The following is a 22004-nucleotide window of genomic DNA, read 5'->3' as shown; positions in this document are numbered from 1 at the left end:
ATATGATTTTAAATGCGGTTCAGATATTTTCAATTGTTGTTAAAATATTTCTGCGTCCATGGGCACTGCACTACACATTGAAAGCAGGTGGTACAGGAAAAAACGTCGATTATTTTTTCTCGCGCAATTCCATATTCCCAAAGGTTGCCTTTTATAGCGCCTGTTTTGCAAACTTTCCGGCAAATGGTGCAATCCCCGCAGCGCGAATCCATGGGTTCTTCTCGTTTCGATTTGAGTGGAGCATTTGTTAAAACTGAACACATACTGATTGCGCTTCCGTATTTTGGGGTTACCAAAAGGTTGTGTTTCCCAATCCATCCTATCCCGGCATGCATTGCAATTGTTTTGTGCGGTAGCGGAGTTTTTCGATGTTCTTTGTTGAAATACCCGGTTTTTATAATGTTGTTTTCCGATTGCGAATAAGCTTCAAATTTATTTTCAACAAGGAATTCTTCAATGCGATTTGCAATTCCGTCTGTCTTCATTTCAGTCAGGTAAAACTCATCGTTTTCTATCGTTTTACTGCTTTTCATTTGTTCTACATAGTCGGGCGTTCCGGCAACTTTCCGGAGGTATGTTTTTGAAAGAGCAATCCCAAACAGAATCGCTGTCGGATATCCTTTGTTTTGTTCGCCGGACAAATGCGATATATCTACAAAATGTATGAAGTCAGCACCTTGGTTTTTTATTTCAACCAGCAGCTCTTCCTGAAAATGGGTTGTTGTCATATCGGTTGTTTTTTTACAATACGCAATATGCATCGTCTGCAACAGGGAAGATAGCTATTTTTTATAAATTATTCTGTCACCCTCGACTGCTGCAAACTGGGCTGTTTTTATTTTTTTATCGATAGCGGCTCTTCAGTACATAGTATGTACGGCAGTGTTTTAATCACATTCCGTTTTTCTTGGCTAATTAGCATGGTTCGCTTTAATGTAGCAGCTTTGAAGCATGAGGTTGTGCTTTCGAAACTGGCATAAATTCAATTAAAGTTGTAATTTCGAAGCTAAAATATCTTGCAGAATAGTGGGATTTTGCGATGAACACGTAGATATGATATTAACAATAAATTGAATAAATAGTCAAAATTATGAAGATCAGATTTGCTTTTTTAGTTTTATTAATTGCCGGTTTTTGCCTTCAAAGCAATAGCCAGCCTCGAAAAGAACTGGTTCAGGTTATTGTCACCCCCAATCACGCCGACTGGACCTACGAAAAAGGCGAAAGGGCAGAATTTCAGATTACAGTGCTTCGAAATAATGTTCCGTTAGAAGGCATTGATGTGAAATACACCATCAACCCTGAAAAAATGGATGCATGGGAAGAAGGAACGGTAACATTGAAAAAAGGAGTCGCCTCGGTAAAAGCCAAACGGTTTAAAGACGCCGGGTTCCTGAGATGTCACGCTTCGGTTGAGGTGGATGGGAAAAGTTATTACTCATACGCCACTGCCGGTTTTTCACCCGACGATATTCAGCCCTCCACAACTCTTCCTTCCGATTTTGAAACCTTTTGGGAAAATGCCAAAGCTGATTTGGCAAAAGTACCGGTTAAACCGGTTTTAACATTGATGCCCGAACGCTGCACCGACAAAGTGGATGTTTATCACGTGAGCATCAATAATATAAAAGGGAAAATTTACGGAATTTTGTGCAAGCCAAAAGCCGAAGGAAAATACCCGGCAATATTGCATGTTCCGGGAGCCGGAATCAGGCCGTATTTTGGCGATACATGGAATGCCGAAAAAGGAGTTATTACTTTCCAGATTGGTATTCACGGGATTCCCGTAAATCTAGACAAAGGCGTGTACGACGATTTGCGTTGGGGGGCGCTGGACGGTTACTGGGTTACCAACATGGATGATAAAGATAATTACTACTTTAAACGTGTTTACCTCGGATGTGTGCGCGCCGTAGATTTTATAGAAACACTCGATTGTTTCAACGGTGAAGATATTGCAGTTACCGGAGGCAGCCAGGGAGGAGCGCTTTCTATTATTACTGCCGGGCTCGATGATCGTATTGATTACCTGGGCGCTTTGTATCCTGCGCTTTCCGATTTAACCGGGTATTTGCATGGCCGCGCAGGCGGTTGGCCACACATGTTTCGCGATGCATTTACCAACAAACCTGAAAAGGTGGAAACTTCGAAATATTACGATGTAGTCAATTTTGCCCGCTTTGTGAAAGTTCCGGGATGGTACAGTTGGGGATACAACGACAATGTTTGTCCGCCTACCTCGATGCACGCGGCCTACAACGTAATTACGGCACCCAAAGAGTTGCATGTTTTTCAGGAAACTCAGCACTGGGCTTTTCCCGAGCAGCATGAGCAGAAAGATAAGTGGCTGGTAGAACAATTACTTAAATAAGACATAAATATCAATGAAACATCAAACCGCGGCAGGCCTTTTTCTGATTCTGTTTTCCTTTGGACTAAACGCACAGGTAACCATGAAAAAAGAGGAGGGGGGCTTTCTTTTCCTTGAAAAAGGAGAGAAAATTCTTTTCTATCAGACGGCAATGAAAGATTATCAGGGGGACTATCAGCGTTGCAATTACATTCATCCGCTGTGGGGAGTTGACGGCGCTGTTTTAACCGAAGATTTTCCGGTTGACCACCTGCACCACCGTGGCATTTTCTGGGCGTGGCACCAGGTGTGGATCGACGGGCAAAGAATTGGCGATCCCTGGGAGATTAAGGATTTTGAACAGAAAGTGTCTGACGTGGAATTCAGGATGCAAAAAGATGGCATCGGTGTGTTTAAAGCCGAGGTTGACTGGCTGTCAGATAAATGGGTGAAAGATGAGCGGAAGGTGCCTTATGTTACTGAAAGCACAACGGTTACAATTCATCCGAAAAAAGACAATTACCGTCGGATTGATTTTCAAATCAGCTTGTTGGCAAGGGAGAAAAAGCTTTCTATTGGAGGCTCTGAAGACGCAAAAGGATACAGCGGCTTTTCGGTGCGGATGGTGTTGCCGGAAGATGTTCAATTTACAGGCGAAAAAGGAAAGGTTGAGCCGAAGACTAATGCTGTTGAGTCGCCCGGTTACGTTAATGTTTCGGGAAGCATGGGGAAGAACGGCAAGCGTTCGGGAATTGTGATGGTCGATAATCCTTCTAATCCCGGATATCCGCAGCCCTGGATTTTGCGGCCGAAAAACAGCATGCAAAATGCGGCGTTTCCCGGTAACGGAACCGTCCCTGTTTTAACTTCGGTACCGCTGGTGCTAAACTATTCGCTGCTGGTTTATTCCGGAAAAATGAACGACCGGAAAATTAAAAAAGCAATGGAAAAATAGAAGTCTGAAGATATTTTATCGGGCTAAAAAAAGGCTTCAGCATTTTTTTGTTGAAGCCTTTTTTCTGTTATTGCGGAGGCAATGCTTGTTTGCCGGTTCCCCATTTTTTGTTGGGTTTCGGACCCATTTCAAATTCGAGTACTCCGCCGTTTACAATTTCTTCGTGCGATATCCAGGTTCGGTCAAACGGCTGTCCGTTCAAACTTGCTTTCTGAATGTAAATATTGTCGTCTGAATTGTTCCGCGCAATTACTGTAAACGTGGAGCCTTTCTGCGTTTTTAGCGTCGTCTTCTCAAACAAAGGGCTGCCAATCATATAAACCGGATTTCCGGGAGTTACCGGGTAAATACCCATGGCACTCAGTACATACCACGATGAGAGTGAGCCCATATCTTCGTTTCCGCAAAGGCCGCCCGGGCCGGGCCGGTACAGTTGGGTTGTAACCTGCCTTGCACGGTATTGCGTTTTCCATGGCTGCCCGGCGTAATTGTAAAGGTAAGCAACATGGTGCGACGGCTGGTTGCCATGAACGTATTGTCCGATGGTTCCTACTACTCCTACATATTTTGGTGACGAAATCAGCGGGCTCATTTCAAAAAAAGTGTCCAGCTTTTCGGTGAATTTTTTCGAGCCTCCAAATAAATTTATCAATCCGGGAATATCGTGTTGAACAGACCAGACATATTGCCATGCATTTGATTCGGTGTAGTGGCGGTTGGGGCGCCGGCCAACCAGCAGCGGGTCAAAATATTTGTAATACGAATGGTCTCCTTCTTTTACAATTTCCTGCTCCCGGCCGTTCAGCGCTTCCAGCCACGAGCCGTCTGCCATTCTTGGCCGCATAAACAAAGTTCCTTTATCCCAAACATTCGCGTAGTTATTTGCCCTTTGCATGAGGAGGTTGTAATCATTTTTTTTGCTCAAATCTTTTGCCATTTGAGCAATGCACCAATCATCGTACGAAAATTCCAGCGTTTTGGGCACTGATTCCGCAACCCGGTCTGCCGGAATGTAGCCCAGTTCGTTAGTGTATTTTAAGCCTGAACGGGCAGCATCAATCGAAACCGGAGGCTTTGGAAACTCAAGCGCTTTGGCTCGCATTACATTGTAAATGTAGTCCACATCATAATCGCGAAACCCTTTTTGGTACGCATCTGTAATAACCGGAACGAGGTGGTCGCCAACCATTCCTTCGCCAAAAACATTTTGAAAATGCTGCCCTGGGAGCCAACCGTATTGCCGGGTTTTGGCCACAATTGATTTGATGAAATCGTTCACGTGTTCAGGAGCAATCAGCGTTAGCAACGGGTGTTGCGAGCGGTAAGTGTCCCAGCACGAAAAGGAACCATAAAAATCAAACCCTTTCGCAACTTGTATCTTTCCGTCGGCGCCAAAATATTTTCCGTCTACGTCCTGCGAAATGTACTGGGCAAGCAACGAGCGGTAAACAGAGGTGTAAAAGATTTCTTTCTTTTCTTCAGGCGCGCCTTCAACCTGTATTTTCGACAACTCTTTTTCCCAGATTTTCTGAGCATCGGTTTTTACCTGCTCAAAGTTCCAGTGATTCAATTCAGCTTCCATGTTTTTCCGGGCGCCTTCGATACTGACGTACGAAATGGCAACTTTTACCAGAACCTGTTCCTGCTCAGCAGTGTGGTAGGTTACAAACGCACCTATGTTTTTCCCGGCTTCCGCGTTTTTATATGCGAAAACTGCGGCGCCCGATTCGGGTGTGGAATAGTCTGTGTCAAATGTGCCGTAATATAAAAAAGGCTTGCTGAACTCTGCCACAAAAAATATTGTCCCGGGGCCATCGATTTTTTCACCTTCAATTCGGTGGTTGTTGATAATTCGTACTTCGGCCTTGTCGTTTGTATCTTTTTCCCCAATTTGGTGCCCCAAATCCAAAATGATTTTTGCATTTTTAGCTTCGGGAAATGTGTAGCGGTGAAAAGCGACGCGCGGTGTTGTTGTAAGTTCTGCTTCAATATTGTAATCTTCCAGAAAAACAGAGTAGTACCCCGGCGAAGCAGACTCGCGGGAATGGCTGAACCGTGACCGGTAACCTTCGTCCGGATTTTTGTCGGAGCCCGGTATCACCTGCAGTTTATTTCCAACAACCGGCATGAGCAAAATATCTCCGCCGTCCACCATCCCAACGCCGCTCCAGTGGGTGTGGCTGAAACCAATTATGGAATTTGCCTGCCAGATGTAGCCTGCACAGTGTGTCCATCCTTCGGTTCCTGTGTCCGGACTCACATGAACCATTGAGTATGGAAGTGAAGCACCCGGGTAGGTGTGTCCGAAAAAGTCTGTTCCTAAAAATGGATTTACATAGTCCACAGGATTTAGGGACTGGGCCGTCAAAAAGGTTGTAAAACCTTTGAAGACCATTAAGAGCATGAAAAAAGAGAATGGCCTTAGTTGTTTCATTGTTTTATAGATTAACCGGTTTGAATATTAAGAATATTAACCTCAAAGATAAAAATAGAACTGAAAAAATAATCGAAAGGTCAATTTACCATTTGTATTGAATAAAAAACTAGAAGTTTTTTTGTGGGTGAACCTCTTTTTTTGTTTAGTAAAGAAGTTGAATGTTAAAATTTAATCACGCCAACTATGAACGGGTCAGAAAAAGAAGAAAGATATGCTGTAGGCATTGACTTGGAGGGATTGCTTGTGAGGTTTGCCCTGGTATCGGAAAAGGGCAATGTGCTATACAGCGGCAAGTTGTCGCTTGGAAGAAATGTCCCGCGTGAAGTTACCCTGAGTGTTTTACACACTGCCATTCATACAACATTAAAAAGAGCAAAAGAGCTGGGTAAAACGGTTTTGGGAATTGGAATTGGTACTCCCGGAATTGTTTACAACGGAGTTGTTTTGGGAGGAGCAGATAATATTAACGGATGGAAAAATATTTTTCTTCACAGCATTTTTTCCAAAGCATTCAATCTACCTGTTTTTGTTGATAACGATGCCAATGTGATGGGGTTTGGAGAAGTGGCTTATGGTGCAGCCCGCGGAAACAGCGACGTGGTTTTTCTTTTGGTTGGTACGGGCATTGGCGGGGCTGTGGTAATAGATGGGAAATTATTTAGCGGTTTCAGAAACCGGGGTGCCGAGCTTGGGCACATCACCATTAATTACAAAGGAGTTGATTGTAATTGTGGCGGCCGTGGTTGCCTGGAAGCTTATGCTTCTACGGAGGCACTTATTCGCCAGTATATACAAAAAACCGGGAGAAAAGATGCCGGAATAGACGGACATTACATCGTTCAGAAATATCACGAAAGAGAGACAGCCGCTGTTCAGTGTATACACGAGCATACACGTTACTTGGGGCACGGAGTGGCTTCAATGATAAATATTTTTGCCCCGGAGAAAGTGGTAATAGGTGGCGGAATTTCAGATGCCGGCAGTTTCTATATCGATTTAATAGAACAGGCAGCGTTTGAATATGCCATGCCCGATTGTACTCCTAACACAGAAGTAGTAGCCGCCGGGTTAGGCAACCAGGCCGGATGTCTGGGAGCAGCCTCGCTGGTTTTTAAAGGATAAAAAAAACGAGTTCCATCGAAGTGAGCTTGCGAATTCTATCGAATACCTTTGAGATAGACGATAGAATGAGATAAATACATTTGAAAACGTACAATTTTAATGAGATGAAAAAGGTTGGTTTTGTTTTCTTGTTTTTAATTATTGGCTTTTTATGGAGTTGCCGGCCTTTTCAAACGGCAGAAAATGAGAGTGCTGATTTTGAGTTGTTGAAATACAATAATCCCGGATTGGTGGTTGATTTGGGAGTAGGGTTGTGGGGATGGCCGCTACCCATGGACTACGACAACGACGGCGACATGGATCTGGTAGTTTCTTGTCCGGACACTCCGTTTAACGGTACTTACTTCTTCGAAAATACTTTGGGAAAAGGGGAGAAAATGCCCGTGTTTGCGCCGCCAATAAAAATTGAAAAAGGCGATAAAAATATTCAGGTTTCCTATGTTAACGGCGCGCCGATAGTTACCGGGCGTGGCGTGGAATACAAGGATTTTCTGAAGAAAGGGTTGAGTGAGCCTGTAGAGTTATTTCCCATAAAACAAATTGAAAGTGAATTCAAAAAGATACGTTTCAGTCAGTGGAAGTATGTGGATTATGATGGCGACGGCGATCAGGATTTGATTGCAGGCATAAGCGACTGGGGCGATTACGGCTGGGACAACGCCTTTGATGAGCAGGGAAACTGGACCAACGGGCCGTTGCACGGTTATGTTTTTTTTATTGAAAACGTTGATGGAGAATATGTAAGTAAAGGCAAAATTGAGGCTGGAGGTAAGCCCATTGATGTCTATGGAGCTCCATCTCCAAACTTGATGGATTTTGACAACGACGGTGATTTGGATATCATATGCGGGGAGTTTATTGATAAGCTGACCTGGTTTGAGAATATTGGAAGCAGAGAGGAGCCTGTTTACGCCGAAGGAAGATTTTTGGAAAACGAAGACGGAATTATAAAGATGGATCTTCAGATGATTGTGCCCACTGCAGTCGATTGGGATGGCGACGGAGACTTTGATTTGATAGTAGGAGATGAAGACGGAAGAGTTGCGTTTATTGAAAACACCGGAGAAGTGAAAAACAGTATGCCGGTATTCGCATCGCCTCGTTACTTTCAGCAACAGGCTGATTTGGTAAAGTTTGGTGCATTGGCTACTCCTTTTGCTGTGGACTGGGATAACGATGGCGATCTGGATTTGATAACCGGGAACTCGGCCGGATATATTGGGTTTATCGAAAATCTGGATGGCGGTAATCCTCCTAAATGGAACAAGCCTGTTTATCTGAAAGCGGGAGGGGAACCCATTCGAATTCTGGCCGGAGAAAATGGCTCCATTCAGGGGCCGGCAGAAGCCAAATGGGGATACACTACTTTGTCGGTTGCCGACTGGGATGGCGACGGGCTGCAAGATATTATTGCCAACTCCATATTTGGGAAAATTGTATGGTACAAAAATGTTGGAACCAAAACAGAACCGGTGCTGGAAAATGCCCGGTTTGTAACGGCAGAGTTGGGCGAAAATCCGCCAAAGCCTGCATGGAACTGGTGGAATCCCGAACCAAATCAGTTGGTTACTCAATGGCGGACTACACCGTATGCCATCGACTGGAACAATGATGGGCTCACCGATTTGATTATGCTTGATACCGAAGGTTACCTGAGCTTTTATGAACGATATATGGAAAACGGCATCCGAAAGTTAATGCCGGGGAAACGAATTTTTTACGGAGAAAACGGGTCGGTATTCGATGGCGGAAATAATGTTAAAGATGAATCATCCGGGCTACTGAGGCTAAATAACAGGGAAGCAGGCGGAAGTGGCCGCCGGAAACTGTGCTTTACTGATTGGGATGGTGACGGCGATTTCGATTTGATTGTTAACAGCAGGAATGCCTCGCTTTTTGAAAATGTAAAAACCGAAAACGGGAAAGTGCATTTCAATCATCGGGGAACTTTGTCTGACAAGAAAATTGCAGGGCACACCACTTCACCAACCATTGTTGACTGGGGAAACAGCAAGTTGCCCGAACTACTGATTGGCGCAGAAGACGGAAATTTCTACTACTTATCGCAAGATTAAAATATGCGCCGGACGGAGAGTGTTTGTCCGGCTTTCCCATAACCGATAGCCAGATTTTCTAATTTAACCTTAAAAATATGACTAAAAGTAATGAGATTTCGCGATGGATGTTTGTGCTTTTGCCTGCGCTGGCCATGATGTTGGGGTGGGGGTTGCGCGGCCACATTGGCGGTGGTCCGTTTGGCGCCATGATTCCCGGCGCTATGGTAGCCCTGTGTATTTGTTTGCTGTTGAAACTTCCGGCAGCAATTACCTCAATAATTGTGGTTTTTGGCGTTTTTGGAATTGGAATTGGCGGAGAAATGACCTACGGACAAACGCTCGGCTTTTTACGACATGCTGACACTGTCTGGTGGGGAACCGCCGGCACAACGCTAAAAGGGGCAGTGTGGGGACTGCTTGGTGGCGCTGTGTTTTCTTTGGGATTTTTGTATCGGCGTGTTCCAAAAAAGACCATAATTTACGGGCTGCTGCTTATGCTGGTGGGTTTTGTCCTCGGGTTTAAGCTGATAAACGATCCGAAAATCCTGTATTTCTCCGGTCCGGAGAAACCGCGAGCCGAATCGTGGGCGGCGTTGTTGTTTGGCGCAATTGCCCTCATCGTTTATTTAAAGTATAAAATTAAATCGGCTGATTTTAAACTGGTTTCCCGTTTTGCATTTTATGGAATGATTGGCGGTGGGCTTGGGTTTGGCCTTGGCGGTTTCTGGATGGTTTTGGGAAGTAATTTGCCTGATACGATTTACAAAGATTGGTGGAAAGCCATGGAGTTTACTTTCGGATTATTGTTGGGCGCTTCGCTGGGGCTGGCGGCCTGGAAGAGCAGAAAAGCTATTCATGCTAATTTAAAAAATGAAGACGTGCAAGAAACTGCTCCTTTATCTGTGGTTACAGAGTTGGGACTTTTGTTTTTTGTGGCTCTATTGGTTTTCTGGCTTATTCCAAACTTACTGGAGCCTTTTGTTGACGGGGCAGTAGGCAACGACGGGTTTCTGCTCTCCCTGCTGCGAACAATTGCGCGAATTGCTGTAAACTACGCTTTTTACGGAATTTTGTTTGTTCTTGTAATAATGCGCTACCCGAAGGTTGCCTGGCAGATTGGTATAACACTTACTTTTTGTCATGCTGCCATCGACCTGGTTCGCGATTTTTATCCCGGACTAAATCCGTGGGATCCGTTTACAATGCATTTCTTTTGGGTGTTTCTGATGACCTCTATTGTGGCGTTGCTCACAGTCTATTTTAGCCGAAAGCAGAACAGTATAAGAAATCTCTTTTTGCTGCTGATTTGGTCGTGTATCGGCATTTCGCTGTTGCGTTTGGCGCTTCTTTCCGGAAGTTTGTCGATTTCCGGAATGAATTTTTGCGAGGTCATCTGCCGCAGGTTTTTTGTTGATCTGTTTTTTATTGTTAATGCAGTTGTGGTTACTTCAATAATTCTGAAAAAAGAAATTAAATGATGAGTTGTCTTCGTTGCTTTTTATTGTTCTCTTTTTTTTTGTTGCAGGCCGGTTTAGTTCTGGCACAGGTAAATGCTCCGTCTCCAGTCCCCGATAGGGTTATTCTGAATCTTACAGAAGAGCCGTCAACATCTGCTGCGGTAACATGGCGAACTGATACAACAGTGAACTCGGCTATTGTTGAATTGCAGAAAGCGGGGCCGATTGTTGACAATAAAGCCAGCGTGGTTTTTCCGGCAGAAACCGTTACCCGAAATTATTCGTGGTATGGAGAGGCTGAGGTTGTTTCCAATCATCACTCTTGTAGGTTAACCGGGCTGGAACCGGGACAAAAATATATTTACCGGGTTGGTACAGACAAGAGTTGGAGTGAGTGGTTTCAGTTTCAAACGCCTTCTGAAGATGCGTCCCGGTTTTCGTTTCTTTATTTTGGCGACCCGCAAACTGATTTGAAATCACGGTGGGCGAGGGTAATCAGGCAGGCTTTTATGCATAGTCCCGATTGTGCATTTATGTTGTATGCAGGAGACCTTATAAATCGTGCAGGAAGAGATTCTGAATGGCACGAATGGTTTTTGGCCGGTTCGTTCATCTACGGAACGGTGCCTCAGTTGATGACTCCTGGAAATCACGATTACAACGACCTTATTCTCGATCCTCACTGGAACGCACAGTTTACATTGCCGACAAACGGGCCGAAGGGATTGGAGGGGACATGCTATGCGGCCAACTATAAAAATTTGAAGATCATCTCTTTTGATTCTGCAGCAGATTCGGAACTGGAAAATGAAGACGGGTACGCGCTGCAGGCGCAGAAAGCATGGCTCGATTCCGTATTGCAGACCAACACAAAAGAGTGGGTAATTGTAACCACGCATCTGCCGTTTTATTCCCCAAAGGAGAGCCGAGATAACAAATTACTTCGCAAGCATTTTCAACCTATTCTTGAAAAACATAAAGTGGATTTGGTGCTAACCGGGCACGATCATTCTTATGGCAGAGGAAGAACTACCGATAGTCCGGGTAACGGACACGAAGTGATGTACGTGGTATCAGTAAGCGGCCCGAAAATGTACGAAGCCGGAGACAAAGCGTGGATGGAGTATTCCGGCGCATTTAAACAATTGTACCAGGTAATAACTATCGACGGAAACGAGCTCGGTTTTCAGTCGTTTACTGCCGACGGTGACCTTTTTGATGAATTTAAATTGAAAAAAAATGAATAGATCGCAATGGATCGGTGTTTTAATAGTAGGCATGTCTCTCGGTACTGCCTGGGCAGTAAGAGGTCAGTTTGGACATGAACAGGGCGCTGCGTGGGCAGGCGGTATTGGTGCGTTGGCATTGGTGTTGATGTCGCAGCGTACCGACTGGTACCGGAAATTGTTTCCCATAGCGATGGTGTCTGCCATTGGATGGGGCGTTACCGGAATGATAAGTTACGGCCGTGTTGTGGGTTTTGGGCGAAGTAACGATTTTCCAAATGTGTTTTACGGATTGCTCATGTTGTTTGTAATTGGCGGTTTATTTGGATTGTTGGGAGGCGGGCTTACCGGTTTGTGCCTGGAATCGTCGGAAAAGAAGAAAGTGAAGTGGGCAAGCCTGATGGCCGAAGTTGTTGCAGGAGGTTTGATTTCCTACGGATTTCTGGTTCAGCAAATAGGCGTTTTAATGACACCGCCCCGTTCCGAAGCCTGGGCTTTTTGCCTCGGCGGAGGTTTGGCCATGTTGTGGTACATGGCTCGCAACGGGTTCAACTCGTCGTTACGGGTAGCACTGTTTACTGCTTTCGGCGCTGGTTTTGGGTTCGCCTTCGGCAACTTTTTGCAAACAGTTGGAACGGTGTTGCAGATACAGTTTAACATGTGGAATGTGATGGAATACAGTATCGGATTTTTTGGCGGAACAGCCATGGCTTATACTGTTCTTACTTCGGAGTGGCCCAAAACAGAGCAGCCTCCAAAGCGCTGGGAAAACCAATCTGCATTATTTTTTCTTGTGGCATTTATCCCGTTAATTGTTTTCCGGGAATCAATACAATATTCCCATTTGGTGAATCGCTTTGGAGATATTCAGAATGTTGAACATCTGGCAAATCTTTCCAGTTGGATTGCTGCTTTTGTGTTGGTTGTTGGCATTTTTTCTGCCTGGTTTTTTTTCGTTCGCAAAGCATATTCAGGTGAAAAAAATCGGGCTAAATATTTATTCGCAGGGTATCTCGCAGTTTATATTTTCATGAGTTATGTGGTGACCGGAGTTTCTGCAGGTCAGTTTCATTTGAACCATCACTTATATGTGGTTAATTTTATTGTAATTTTTCTGTTACTAAGCAAAGTTGATATGTCTGTTGCAGAAATTAAGGTGCATGCAATGCATTATGGAAAATACAGACTATTGTTTTTGTCAATTTTGCTTTTTATTGCTCTGCTGGCTTTGGTATCCATTTCTATTCACGACGAGCTGGCCGGCGCGCAGCAACGGTTTCCTGTCTGAATTTTATGAGAAAACGGGGATTTTTCTTTTGTCTGCTAACTTTATCTGTTGAACTGCCAAAAAAGAATTAATAATGAAAAGCTTGTTGCCGGTAAGTTTGTTTTTGCTTTTTTGTTTATCCGGGTTTTCGCAGACCCCGGGCAATACAGATTTTTATGAGGGCGTTACTCGTATTCTCGAAAATATCTCGGAGCCTGTTTTTGAAGAGCGCATTTTTGAAGTAAAAGAAGCAGATTTGAACGAAGGAAACTGGAATGATTTCATCAACAAGAAAATAAAAACCTGCTCTGAAAAAGGCGGTGGAAAGGTGGTGCTAAACAGCGGAATATACTTTTGCGAAGGCCCGGTGGTTTTACTTAGTAATGTGAATTTGCATCTGAAAGACGGAGCTCGTTTGCTTTTTAGTCAAAATTCCAAAGATTACTTACCGGTGGTGTTGGTGCGGTGGGAAGGAACCGAAGCCTGGAATTATTCTCCGTTTATTTATGCGAAAGATGCTAAGAATATTGCTATTACGGGCAATGGAGTGATTGACGGTAATGGACTTGCTGAAAACAGTTTCAGAAGTTGGCGGAGCCGGCAGAAACCCGCTCAGAATAAATTGCGGGAAATGGGCCGCAACGGGGCGCCGGTAAATGAGCGGATTTTTGGTGCAGGGAGTTTCTTGCGTCCGCAGCTCATCCATTTCATCAATTGTAAAAATATTTTGCTGGAGGGAGTTACCGTAACAAACGGTTCTTTCTGGCTTATTCAGCCCACGTATTGCAGCAATGTAACCATTCGTGGTGTTCGGGTGGAAAGCAAGTTCATTAATAACGATGGGGTGGACATTGATTCTTCTACGGATGTTTTAATTGAAGATTGCCATTTCAACACCGGAGATGATTTTGTGGCTGTTAAGTCGGGTCGCGATCAGGACGGCTGGCGGGTTAACAGCCCAAGCAAAAATATTGTGGTTCGCAACAGCTCTTCCGACGGCTGCCTCCATGGTATCTCTTTTGGCAGTGAAATTTCAGGCGGAATTGAGAATGTGTACGCCTCGAATCTCTCGTTTAAAAAGGTGCGCAAATATGCCCTTCAATTTAAATCGAATAAAGACCGGGGCGGATACATAAAAAGTGTTTTTGTTAACGGAATTCAGATAGACAGCACCCAAACCGGAATCAGTTTTACCAATCAGTATCACAGTTACAGCGGAGGCAATTATCCGTCGTCGTTTGAAAATATTCGCATCGAAAATCTGATTTGCAACGTTGCTGCCGAAAAAGCAGTTAGCCTAGTTGGCCTGCCCGAAAAGCCCATCCGAAAAGTGGTCTTCGAAAATATTAAAATTAAAACAGCGGGGGAAAAATCCTTGGTTACAAATGTTGTTGATTTGGAGTGGAATAATATTGAAATAGGAGGTGATAATTCATCCGAAAAAACGAACTGAAAAATTAAAACAGAAACCCGATAACTCATGATTAAAAATCCAATCAGAAATGCACTGCTTCTGGCCTTTTTTGTGTCCAGCTTTTGTGCATTGGGCCAAAATAAAAATGCACTGAAATTTGACAGCTCCGGCGAATTTAAAATTGCCCAGTTTACAGACACTCACATAAACATGGACAAAAACTCCAACTTGGATGTCTATGAAATTGTTCGGGGGGTGTTGAAAAAAGAACAACCCGATTTCGTTATTCTTACCGGTGATATTGTTACCCAGGCAAACCCTGTGAAAGGTTACGATCTTTTTGCTGAGCTATTTAGTGAGTTTGAAATTCCGTGGGCAGTGGTTTTTGGGAATCATGACTCCCAGCATGATTTTTCGCGTGAAAGTCTTGCCGGTTATTTGAAAGAACTCCCTTTCTGTTTGAATGACGATGTGGGCGGAATTGCCGGAAATTCAAACTTTATTTTGCCGGTTTACGGCCAAAGCAGTCAGGTATCAGCGCTGCTGTATTGTTTTGATTCTCATTCGCGAAGCACGTTGCAGCCTGTGGTTGACGGATATGGCTGGTTCGACTATTCGCAGATTATGTGGTACCGCGATAAAAGTGCGGAATATTCCCGGGTTAATAATGGGAAACCGGTTCCTGCGCTTGCGTTTTTTCATATTCCTCTGCCCGAATACACTGCGGCATGGAACAATAAATCGGTTGCGCCTGTGGGAGTAAAAAACGAAGACGAATGCAGTCCGGATATTAATACCGGCATGTTTGCCGCCATGCTCGAATGTGGCGATGTTATGGGCACTTTTGTCGGGCACGATCATATAAATGATTATATCGGAGTTCATTACAATATTGCTTTGGCGTATGGCCGGGTTAGCAAAGTAATGAAAGGAGCAGACGATCCGCTGGCCGGAGGGCGCATTATCGTTTTAAAAGAAGGCCGGCGCGAATTTGATACCTGGATTCGAAACATGAAAGGAACAACGGAGCTTCAGTGCAACTGGCCAGAGACGTTTTTCCCGAAAGAACAATAATTTTAATCCAATAATAAACCATTTACAATGAAACGAGCATGTAATTATGTTTCACAAACATGTATAATCAAGACCATGCGAGTTCCATCGAATACATTTGAAAATTTATAAATTTAGTGAGATGAAACAAAAAACCAACTGGAACAAACTACTTCCCGTACTCCTGTCATTTGTTGTGATGGGGTTTGTAGATATAATCGGGGTTGCAACCGGCTATATTAAACAAGATTTTGAACTGACCAATTTTGCAGCACAGTTTTTACCGATGATGGTTCTGCTTTGGTTCTTCGTCCTCTCGGTTCCTGCCGGAATACTGCAGGATAAACTGGGTAAACGAAATATGCTGAACGCAGGGATGATTATTCAGGCGGTTGGGCTTGGATTGCCGTTTGTTCACTATTCATTTGCAATGATGTTTGCTTCGTTTTTGTTATTGGGAGTTGGCAATACGCTCATTCAGGTTTCTTCCAATCCGTTACTTCAGGATGTTTCGCCCGAAGAAAAACTGCCCAGCTTTTTGAGTGCCGGCCAGTTTATAAAAGCAATAATTTCGTTTGCCGGCCCGCTACTTGCTACTTTTTTAGCCATTCGTTTCGATAATTGGAAACTGGTACTGGCGGTTTACGGAGTGATATCTGTGTTGGCTGCAGCATGGCTTGCTGCCACACCTATTGCTGAATCAAAATCTACGCAATCGCGGGCTTCTTTTAAATCGTGTTTCGGGCTTTTAAAAAATCGTTTTGTGGCGATAATGGCCTTGTCAATTTTTATGATAGTAGGGGCTGAAGTCGCCATAAACACCAATATTGCTGATATTCTGATTGCCAGATTCGATTTGACCCTTGAAAAAGCAGCCATCGGAATTAGCGTGTTTTTTGCAGGAGAAACTGTTGCCCGTCTAACCGGAGCTATAGTTCTGAATTGGATAAAGCCCCGTCCTTTCCTTTTGTTGATTGCACTGGTTGCGCTTGTAGGAATTGCCGGTGTGTTGCTGGCTCCCGCCTACCTGGTTGCGTTTGTTTTTATTTTTGTTGCCGGACTTGGTGCAGGGAGCATGTTCCCGGTTATTTTTTCTCTTGCGCTGGAGAAAATGTCTGAGCGCTCTAACGAAATATCCGGATTGCTGATTATGGCCGTTTCAGGCGGAGCCGTGATCCCTCCGATTGTAGGGCTGGTTAGTACATTTGTTTCACCGGTTGCCAGTGTGTTTGTAATCGGCTTTTGCATGCTTTATATCCTTTGGGTTTCGCTGTATGTAAAAAGGAAATAGAAAACTGTTTTGTTGGTTCGTCGACACTGTTATGTCTGAAAATGTTGACAGGTTTGATTTGTGTGCAGACGTAGTTGCTGGCAACTCTAAATATGATGGTTTTTGCTACTTCTCAAGAGTAAAACTGATTTCGTTGAAATGAGGTTCGCCAGGATTGTGATAAAAAGAAAAGGGCAGCTCAACAGCTGCCCTTTATTAATGTTAACCCCCAAACACACAAGCAATACAGGACGTATTGCATCACAAATATAATATTAAAATATTTTTTAGCAAATTTTTGAACGAAAATTGGAAAAAATATTTTCGGTTTTTTTTCGACGGGGAAATGATTGATTGAAATGAAGTTAAGAAATTACGTACTTACTTATTTGTTTTATAATCTTCGACCAATCCCTCGAAAAGCCAGTTTGCAAGGGCCTGCCGGTTGCTTGGTATAATAAACCGTTGTTGATCCCGGCGATGGTTAATATTTCCCAGTTCGATATAAACTGCAACGGGATAGGTGTTTTTTACAACATACAAATTTCTTGTTGAAACGGTGCCGCTATATCCTCTGCCCGGTTGGTGCTGATCATATTTTTGCTGAAAGGTATTTTTTAGAATGTGCGCAGCTTTTTCTCCTGTTTTACTTCGTTTATCGTGGTAAAAGAAAACATCAATATTCTCTCCGTGGCTTCGTGAATCGACATGGATGGCAACCATTCGCTGAAAGCTTCCGCGATGTTTTTTGTACAGGTCGTTAACCGCATCGGTTCGCTGTCGTAGTCTGCGGATTTGGTTCAACGGAATTTTTTGGTTGGGGTAGCAAACTTCATCTTTGTCCGGTCTCAGGTAACTTTCGTCGCGAATCCCGTCGTTTTTGTCACGTGTAATCATATAAACAGTTGCGCCGTGCTGAATTAAATTTCGGGCCAGTCTGAGCGTAACATCGTAGGCATATTCATCTTCGCAAAGCTGCCAGTCTCCATATTTTGCAACTGCTCCCGGGTCTGGGCCGCCGTGCCCGGCAACCAGATGGAAAACAGCACCTTTTAACTGCTCGTCAATAATTTCAACTTCAGCATATTTCTTTCCGAAAATTTCGATATTGCGGGTTGGACCCTTGGGTTTAGTTAAAGGCTTTGACGCTTTTAGCGTGCCTTCTGCCTTCCTTCCCGGAAGTTTGTATTTCCTTCCGGCAAAGAGCGAGTTGTCCGGGCCCAGCCGTTCTTTGTTCAGCTCAATAAATGCCTCCATGTATTCCGTTGCAGGCAGCCCGTTGCGGGTAAGTAACCGATAAATTCCATCCCCTTTTTGGGCAACAACTTCTGTAGGCTGTGCCAGTAGAGAAAATGAATTGACAGTGCCTGCCAAAAAAAATGTTAAAAAAATGACGGTATATTTTTTTATATGTAGATTTGGCTCGAACATATTTGTTCTTTTTACCTGTTTCATCTGATGAATAACAAACTTTAGGCTAAAATAACAGTTACTTTTAAATATATGTTTTTCTAATGCAACGATCTTTCAGCTACATAGTGTTAATAACTTGGTTTCTTCTGGCTTGGAGTTGTAAAACACAGTACGTTACAACTTCGTTAAAAAAAAGTAACCATGAAGTTGTAAATGCGGCTGTTCCGCTCGATAGTCAGCTTGTTTCGATTTATCTCCCGTATAAAAGCGTGCTGGAAAAGGACATGTCGCGGGTTATTTCCGTTTCAGAACAAGAAATGGTGAAAGACAGGCCGGAAAGCAGTCTTACCAATTTCCTGGCAGATATGATGTTGAAGGAAGGAGCGGAAATTGCTGCCGGTTTGAATAAAGACATCCGTCCTGATATTTCCTTTCTCAACTATGGTGGAATCAGAACTTTTTTGCCCCGGGGAGAAATTACTGTTCACAATATATTTGAGCTGATGCCTTTCGAAAATGAAGTTGTTTTTATTCAGCTTTCGGGAGAGCAGGTGCAGGAGTTTTTGAATTATGTTGCTGAAAACGGAGGAAACAGTGTGGGTGGAATTCGGTTTAAAATTTCTGAAAACAAAGCTGCCAATGTTGAAATTGGAGGAAAGCCGCTAAGCGAAAAAGAACTTTACTGGTTAGTAACGAACGACTACGTTGCTGCTGGTGGCGACGGGTTTGACGTTTTTACGCGCCGAAAAGAGTTTGTTGCTGGGAACGTGAAAATTCGCGATGTGATTATTGCCCATTTGGAGAAAGAGCTTGATAATGGCCGGCAGATTTCTGCAAAACCAGACGGGAGGATTGTTTATGAATAGAAGACTTTTTTTGAAAAATATAGGCGCAGGAACAGCAGGTTTCGCTCTCGGGGCAACGCCTCTTTACTCTTTTGCAAAAGACGATTTTGTTACCATCACCATTTTGCATACCAACGACCTGCATTCGCACATCGAACCTTTTGAGGGAACGAATCCTCGTTACGTAGGAAAAGGTGGAATAGCCCGTATTTCCGGAATGGCCAAAAAAATCAGGCAGGAAAACCCGAACACACTGTTGCTGGATGCCGGTGATATGTTTCAGGGAACACCTTACTTTAATTATTTCAAAGGGGAACTGATGCTGAAGGTAATGTCGGCTGCCGGATATGATGCCGGCACTATTGGAAACCATGAGTTCGATAACGGATTGAAAGGTTTGCTGGAGCCTTTGCCTAATGCAAAATTTCCGGTTATTAATTCAAATTACGATTTTTCAGATACGATTCTTGCCGGTAAGTTTCCGCGCTGGAAGATATTCCGTAAATCGGGAATTAAAATCGGGGTTTACGGGTTGGGCGTTGAGCTCGACGGACTTGTTTTGCAGGGAAACTACGGGAACACGGTTTATCGCGACCCGCTACCTGTTGCCCGGGAAATGGAAAGCTTTCTGAAAAATGAAAAAAAATGTGATTTGGTAATTTGCTTGTCGCATCTTGGGTTAAAGTACCGCGAGAAAAGAGTAAGCGACATGGTAATTGCCAGCGAAACTTTTTTAACTGATTTGATAGTCGGCGGGCATACTCACACATTTTTGGAAGAACCGCTCACGTTGAAAAACAAAAACGGAAATCCGGTAATTGTCAATCAGGCCTGGTGGGGTGGTTTAATGATGGGGCACATTGATTTTGTTTTTGAAAGGGCCGGCAAAATACAGAAAAACGCATTTGCTCAAAATATATACTGATATGTCACGATTAACCCGCGATGTTTTATCCATTTCAACAGGAGTTTTGTTAAGCCTTGCCTGGCTGGGTTTTCCCGGATGGGTGCTTTTCTTTGCTTTTTTTCCGCTCTTGTTGCTCGAAAATTTTTTTGTGTCAAGAAAAACAGAGTTTCGGGGTGTCTCGTTCTGGGGGCATGCTTTTCTGGCTTTTTTGATTTGGAACATTATTTCCACGTGGTGGATTTCCTATGCAACAGTAGCCGGCGCATTAATGGCAATTGTTGCAAATTCTTTATTAATGTCGCTGGTTTGGTGGCTCGGGCACGCTGCCCGAAGGAACTTTAGGGCAAATTTAGGATTTTTGGCACTTGCCGTTTTTTGGATATCTTTTGAATACTTCCATTTTCATTGGGATATTGAATGGCCGTGGCTAAATCTGGGAAACGGGCTGGCGAACAACGTGAAAATGATTCAGTGGTATGAATATACCGGAGTGCTGGGAGGAACAGTCTGGATTTTAGCTGTAAATATTGTGCTGTTTAATGTTTATCTGAACATTCGGAATAGCGCCGGCGCGCGTGTAGTTCTTTATTCAGGCGGAGGACTTCTTTTTCTGCTGCTTTTTCCGTGGCTTTTTTCGCGGTCTATGTACAACTCCTATGTGGAGGACGAAAATCCGCTGAATGTGCTGGTGGTTCAGCCAAATATTGATCCCTACAATGAAGCGTACGATGCGCAGGCCGAAAACAAAAAGCTGAACGTGTTTACGAGACTTGCCGATTCGAAAATAACTGAAAATACAGATTTGGTAATTGGTCCGGAAACCGTTTTTGAGCGCTACCCCGATTGGAACGTTGACAATCTGGAATATAACTATCAATTTAGGCAACTGACCGACTGGATGAGCAAACATCATAATGTTGAGATGCTTTTCGGCGCATCAACGTGTAAAGTGTATCGCGATGAAGAAAGTGCTTCTTCTACTGCCCGAAAATCAAATGAAGTATATTACGATGTATACAACTCTGCGGTTTTTGTAAACGAAAACGGAGAGGGAAGTACCTATCACAAATCCATTCTTGTGCCCGGCGTTGAAAAAATGCCTTTCAGGAAATACATGGGCTTTTTAAAGGATCTGGTGATTGACCTTGGAGGGACAACCGGCAGTCTCGGCCGCCAGGATGAGCCATCAAATTTTACCCTGAAGAACCAGGAGCAGGTTGCTCCGGTGATTTGCTACGAGTCGGTTTTTGGCGAGTACCTGACTCGTTTTGTAAGCAAAGGAGCCGGGCTTGTTGTGGTAATCACCAACGACGGATGGTGGAGAAATACCCCTGGTTATAAACAGCATTTGTCGTACAGCCGGCTCAGGGCAATAGAAACACGCAGAAGTGTGGCGCGCTCAGCCAATACAGGTATTTCGTGCTTTGTAAACCAACGAGGAGATATATTACAGGCGACAAATTGGTGGGAAGAAGCCGCCATCGCACAAACCGTAAATCTGAACGATAAAATTACTTTTTATGTAAAACATGGTGATTTTATTGCCAGGGTTGCCATGTTTATGGCCGTGCTTATCCTGCTTTTTCTGATTGTGAAAAGGTTCATCAAAGAATAAAAAAAATCCGCACCAACCCCGTTTGTGTAAAACCCCTGATTAACAGGATTTGAGCGCCTAGTTGTTCAAACGTCCACTGGTCTTTCGACTCATTCCGGAGAATCCGGAACTACAAGGCCTGTTTTCGCAACTGTTGAGCTAACTCGGTTTAATAAGTTCTGTTGAGTTTACCAACTGTTGAATCGATGCGGATAGTATCTTTTTTCTTTCAATGAACTCGTTTTGTACAGTTCAAATGTAAGTGGAAAGGTTGTCAAATGCAAATTTTTTCCGCAGTTTAGACTCGATCAAAAAATAAAATGCTGTGAATGAAAGAATTATTGACTTTTATGCTGAGCGTTTTTACATCGTTCTGAATGCTAAATGTTTAATAGCATTTTGAGCCGTTTTTATTCTGAATCTCAGGGGTGTAATTGATTCCGCTCCTGTCCTGTTAATTATCGATTTTTATAAAGAACCAGAGAGTCTTAGCGCGAAGTTTCTGGGCTGGTGAATCCGGTTTTTCAATTTCCGGTTGTTATTTAACCGGGGTGTTTTGATGTGAATTTCGTGTCAAAATTATTATTTTTGGCTCGTGGATGATTGAGCGATAACATTTTAGGCGGAGTTGTTCAGT

16 protein-coding genes are annotated in these 22004 nt (G+C 43.7%); 13 read left to right on the top strand and 3 right to left on the bottom strand.

All coding sequences use genetic code 11. The features are described 5' to 3' along the window. Positions 1-29: 29 nt before the first annotated feature. A complete protein-coding gene (locus BUB08_RS10810; RefSeq protein ID WP_073001729.1) occupies positions 30-728 on the bottom strand; it encodes a 4Fe-4S dicluster domain-containing protein in 699 nt (232 codons plus the stop codon). Between the two features lie 362 nt (positions 729-1090). Between BUB08_RS10810 and BUB08_RS10805 the strand changes: the two genes are divergently transcribed. Both BUB08_RS10805 and BUB08_RS10800 read left to right on the top strand, forming a co-directional pair. Next, a complete protein-coding gene (locus BUB08_RS10805; RefSeq protein WP_073001591.1) occupies positions 1091-2371 on the top strand; it encodes an acetylxylan esterase in 1281 nt (426 codons plus the stop codon). Between the two features lie 13 nt (positions 2372-2384). Continuing rightward, a complete protein-coding gene (locus tag BUB08_RS10800; protein WP_073001589.1) occupies positions 2385-3305 on the top strand; it encodes a DUF6807 family protein in 921 nt (306 codons plus the stop codon). Between the two features lie 67 nt (positions 3306-3372). On the opposite strand, the gene BUB08_RS10795 is transcribed toward BUB08_RS10800, so the two are convergent. Continuing rightward, on the bottom strand, positions 3373-5739 hold the full coding sequence (locus BUB08_RS10795; RefSeq protein WP_073001587.1) for a GH92 family glycosyl hydrolase: 2367 nt from the start codon (positions 5737-5739) through the stop codon (positions 3373-3375). Positions 5740-5925: 186 nt separating this feature from the next. Between BUB08_RS10795 and BUB08_RS10790 the strand changes: the two genes are divergently transcribed. From BUB08_RS10790 to BUB08_RS10755, 8 genes are all read left to right on the top strand, one after another. Then, positions 5926-6864 (top strand): ROK family protein, encoded by a 939-nt coding sequence (locus BUB08_RS10790; protein WP_073001585.1) that lies wholly within the window; start codon positions 5926-5928, stop codon positions 6862-6864. Positions 6865-6968: 104 nt separating this feature from the next. Beyond that, on the top strand, positions 6969-8939 hold the full coding sequence (locus BUB08_RS10785; protein ID WP_083570703.1) for an FG-GAP repeat domain-containing protein: 1971 nt from the start codon (positions 6969-6971) through the stop codon (positions 8937-8939). Between the two features lie 77 nt (positions 8940-9016). Next, on the top strand, positions 9017-10399 hold the full coding sequence (locus BUB08_RS10780) for a hypothetical protein (protein ID WP_073001583.1): 1383 nt from the start codon (positions 9017-9019) through the stop codon (positions 10397-10399). After that, positions 10396-11625, top strand: a complete 1230-nt coding sequence (locus tag BUB08_RS10775; protein ID WP_083570702.1) for a purple acid phosphatase family protein — start codon at positions 10396-10398, stop codon at positions 11623-11625. The genes BUB08_RS10780 and BUB08_RS10775 overlap by 4 nt, the downstream gene beginning before the upstream one ends. Further along, on the top strand, positions 11618-12892 hold the full coding sequence (locus tag BUB08_RS10770) for a hypothetical protein (protein WP_073001579.1): 1275 nt from the start codon (positions 11618-11620) through the stop codon (positions 12890-12892). Before BUB08_RS10775 ends, BUB08_RS10770 begins: the two co-directional genes overlap by 8 nt. A gap of 73 nt (positions 12893-12965) precedes the next feature. After that, a complete protein-coding gene (locus BUB08_RS10765; RefSeq protein ID WP_073001577.1) occupies positions 12966-14324 on the top strand; it encodes a glycoside hydrolase family 28 protein in 1359 nt (452 codons plus the stop codon). Between the two features lie 27 nt (positions 14325-14351). Further along, positions 14352-15359 (top strand): metallophosphoesterase family protein, encoded by a 1008-nt coding sequence (locus tag BUB08_RS10760; RefSeq protein ID WP_073001575.1) that lies wholly within the window; start codon positions 14352-14354, stop codon positions 15357-15359. Between the two features lie 121 nt (positions 15360-15480). After that, positions 15481-16629 carry an MFS transporter gene (locus BUB08_RS10755; protein ID WP_073001573.1) on the top strand — a complete coding sequence of 383 codons (1149 nt, stop codon included), beginning with the start codon at positions 15481-15483 and terminating at the stop codon, positions 16627-16629. Between the two features lie 360 nt (positions 16630-16989). Here the strand turns inward: BUB08_RS10755 and BUB08_RS10750 are convergent, their stop codons facing one another. Continuing rightward, positions 16990-17982: an N-acetylmuramoyl-L-alanine amidase family protein gene (locus BUB08_RS10750; RefSeq protein WP_217651594.1), complete on the bottom strand. Its 993-nt coding sequence runs from the start codon at positions 17980-17982 to the stop codon at positions 16990-16992. A 140-nt stretch (positions 17983-18122) separates the two neighbouring features. Here BUB08_RS10750 and BUB08_RS10745 point away from each other — a divergent pair, with 140 nt between their 5' ends. Genes BUB08_RS10745 through lnt form a run of 3 tightly spaced genes read left to right on the top strand, consistent with a single transcriptional unit; the run spans position 18123 to position 21388 of the window. Next, positions 18123-18887: a 5'-nucleotidase C-terminal domain-containing protein gene (locus BUB08_RS10745; RefSeq protein WP_083570701.1), complete on the top strand. Its 765-nt coding sequence runs from the start codon at positions 18123-18125 to the stop codon at positions 18885-18887. After that, on the top strand, positions 18838-19791 hold the full coding sequence (locus BUB08_RS10740) for a bifunctional metallophosphatase/5'-nucleotidase (protein WP_245820193.1): 954 nt from the start codon (positions 18838-18840) through the stop codon (positions 19789-19791). The genes BUB08_RS10745 and BUB08_RS10740 overlap by 50 nt, the downstream gene beginning before the upstream one ends. Position 19792: 1 nt before the next feature. Then, entirely contained in the window at positions 19793-21388 is a 1596-nt protein-coding gene (gene lnt / locus BUB08_RS10735; RefSeq protein ID WP_073001569.1) for an apolipoprotein N-acyltransferase, read from the top strand. The last annotated feature ends 616 nt before the right edge of the window (positions 21389-22004 follow it).

The sequence above is a fragment of the Mariniphaga anaerophila genome (assembly GCF_900129025.1).
Classification (GTDB): domain Bacteria; phylum Bacteroidota; class Bacteroidia; order Bacteroidales; family Prolixibacteraceae; genus Mariniphaga; species Mariniphaga anaerophila.
Note: the sequence above shows the minus strand (reverse complement) of the source record. Positions and strands in the feature narration are given on the sequence as shown.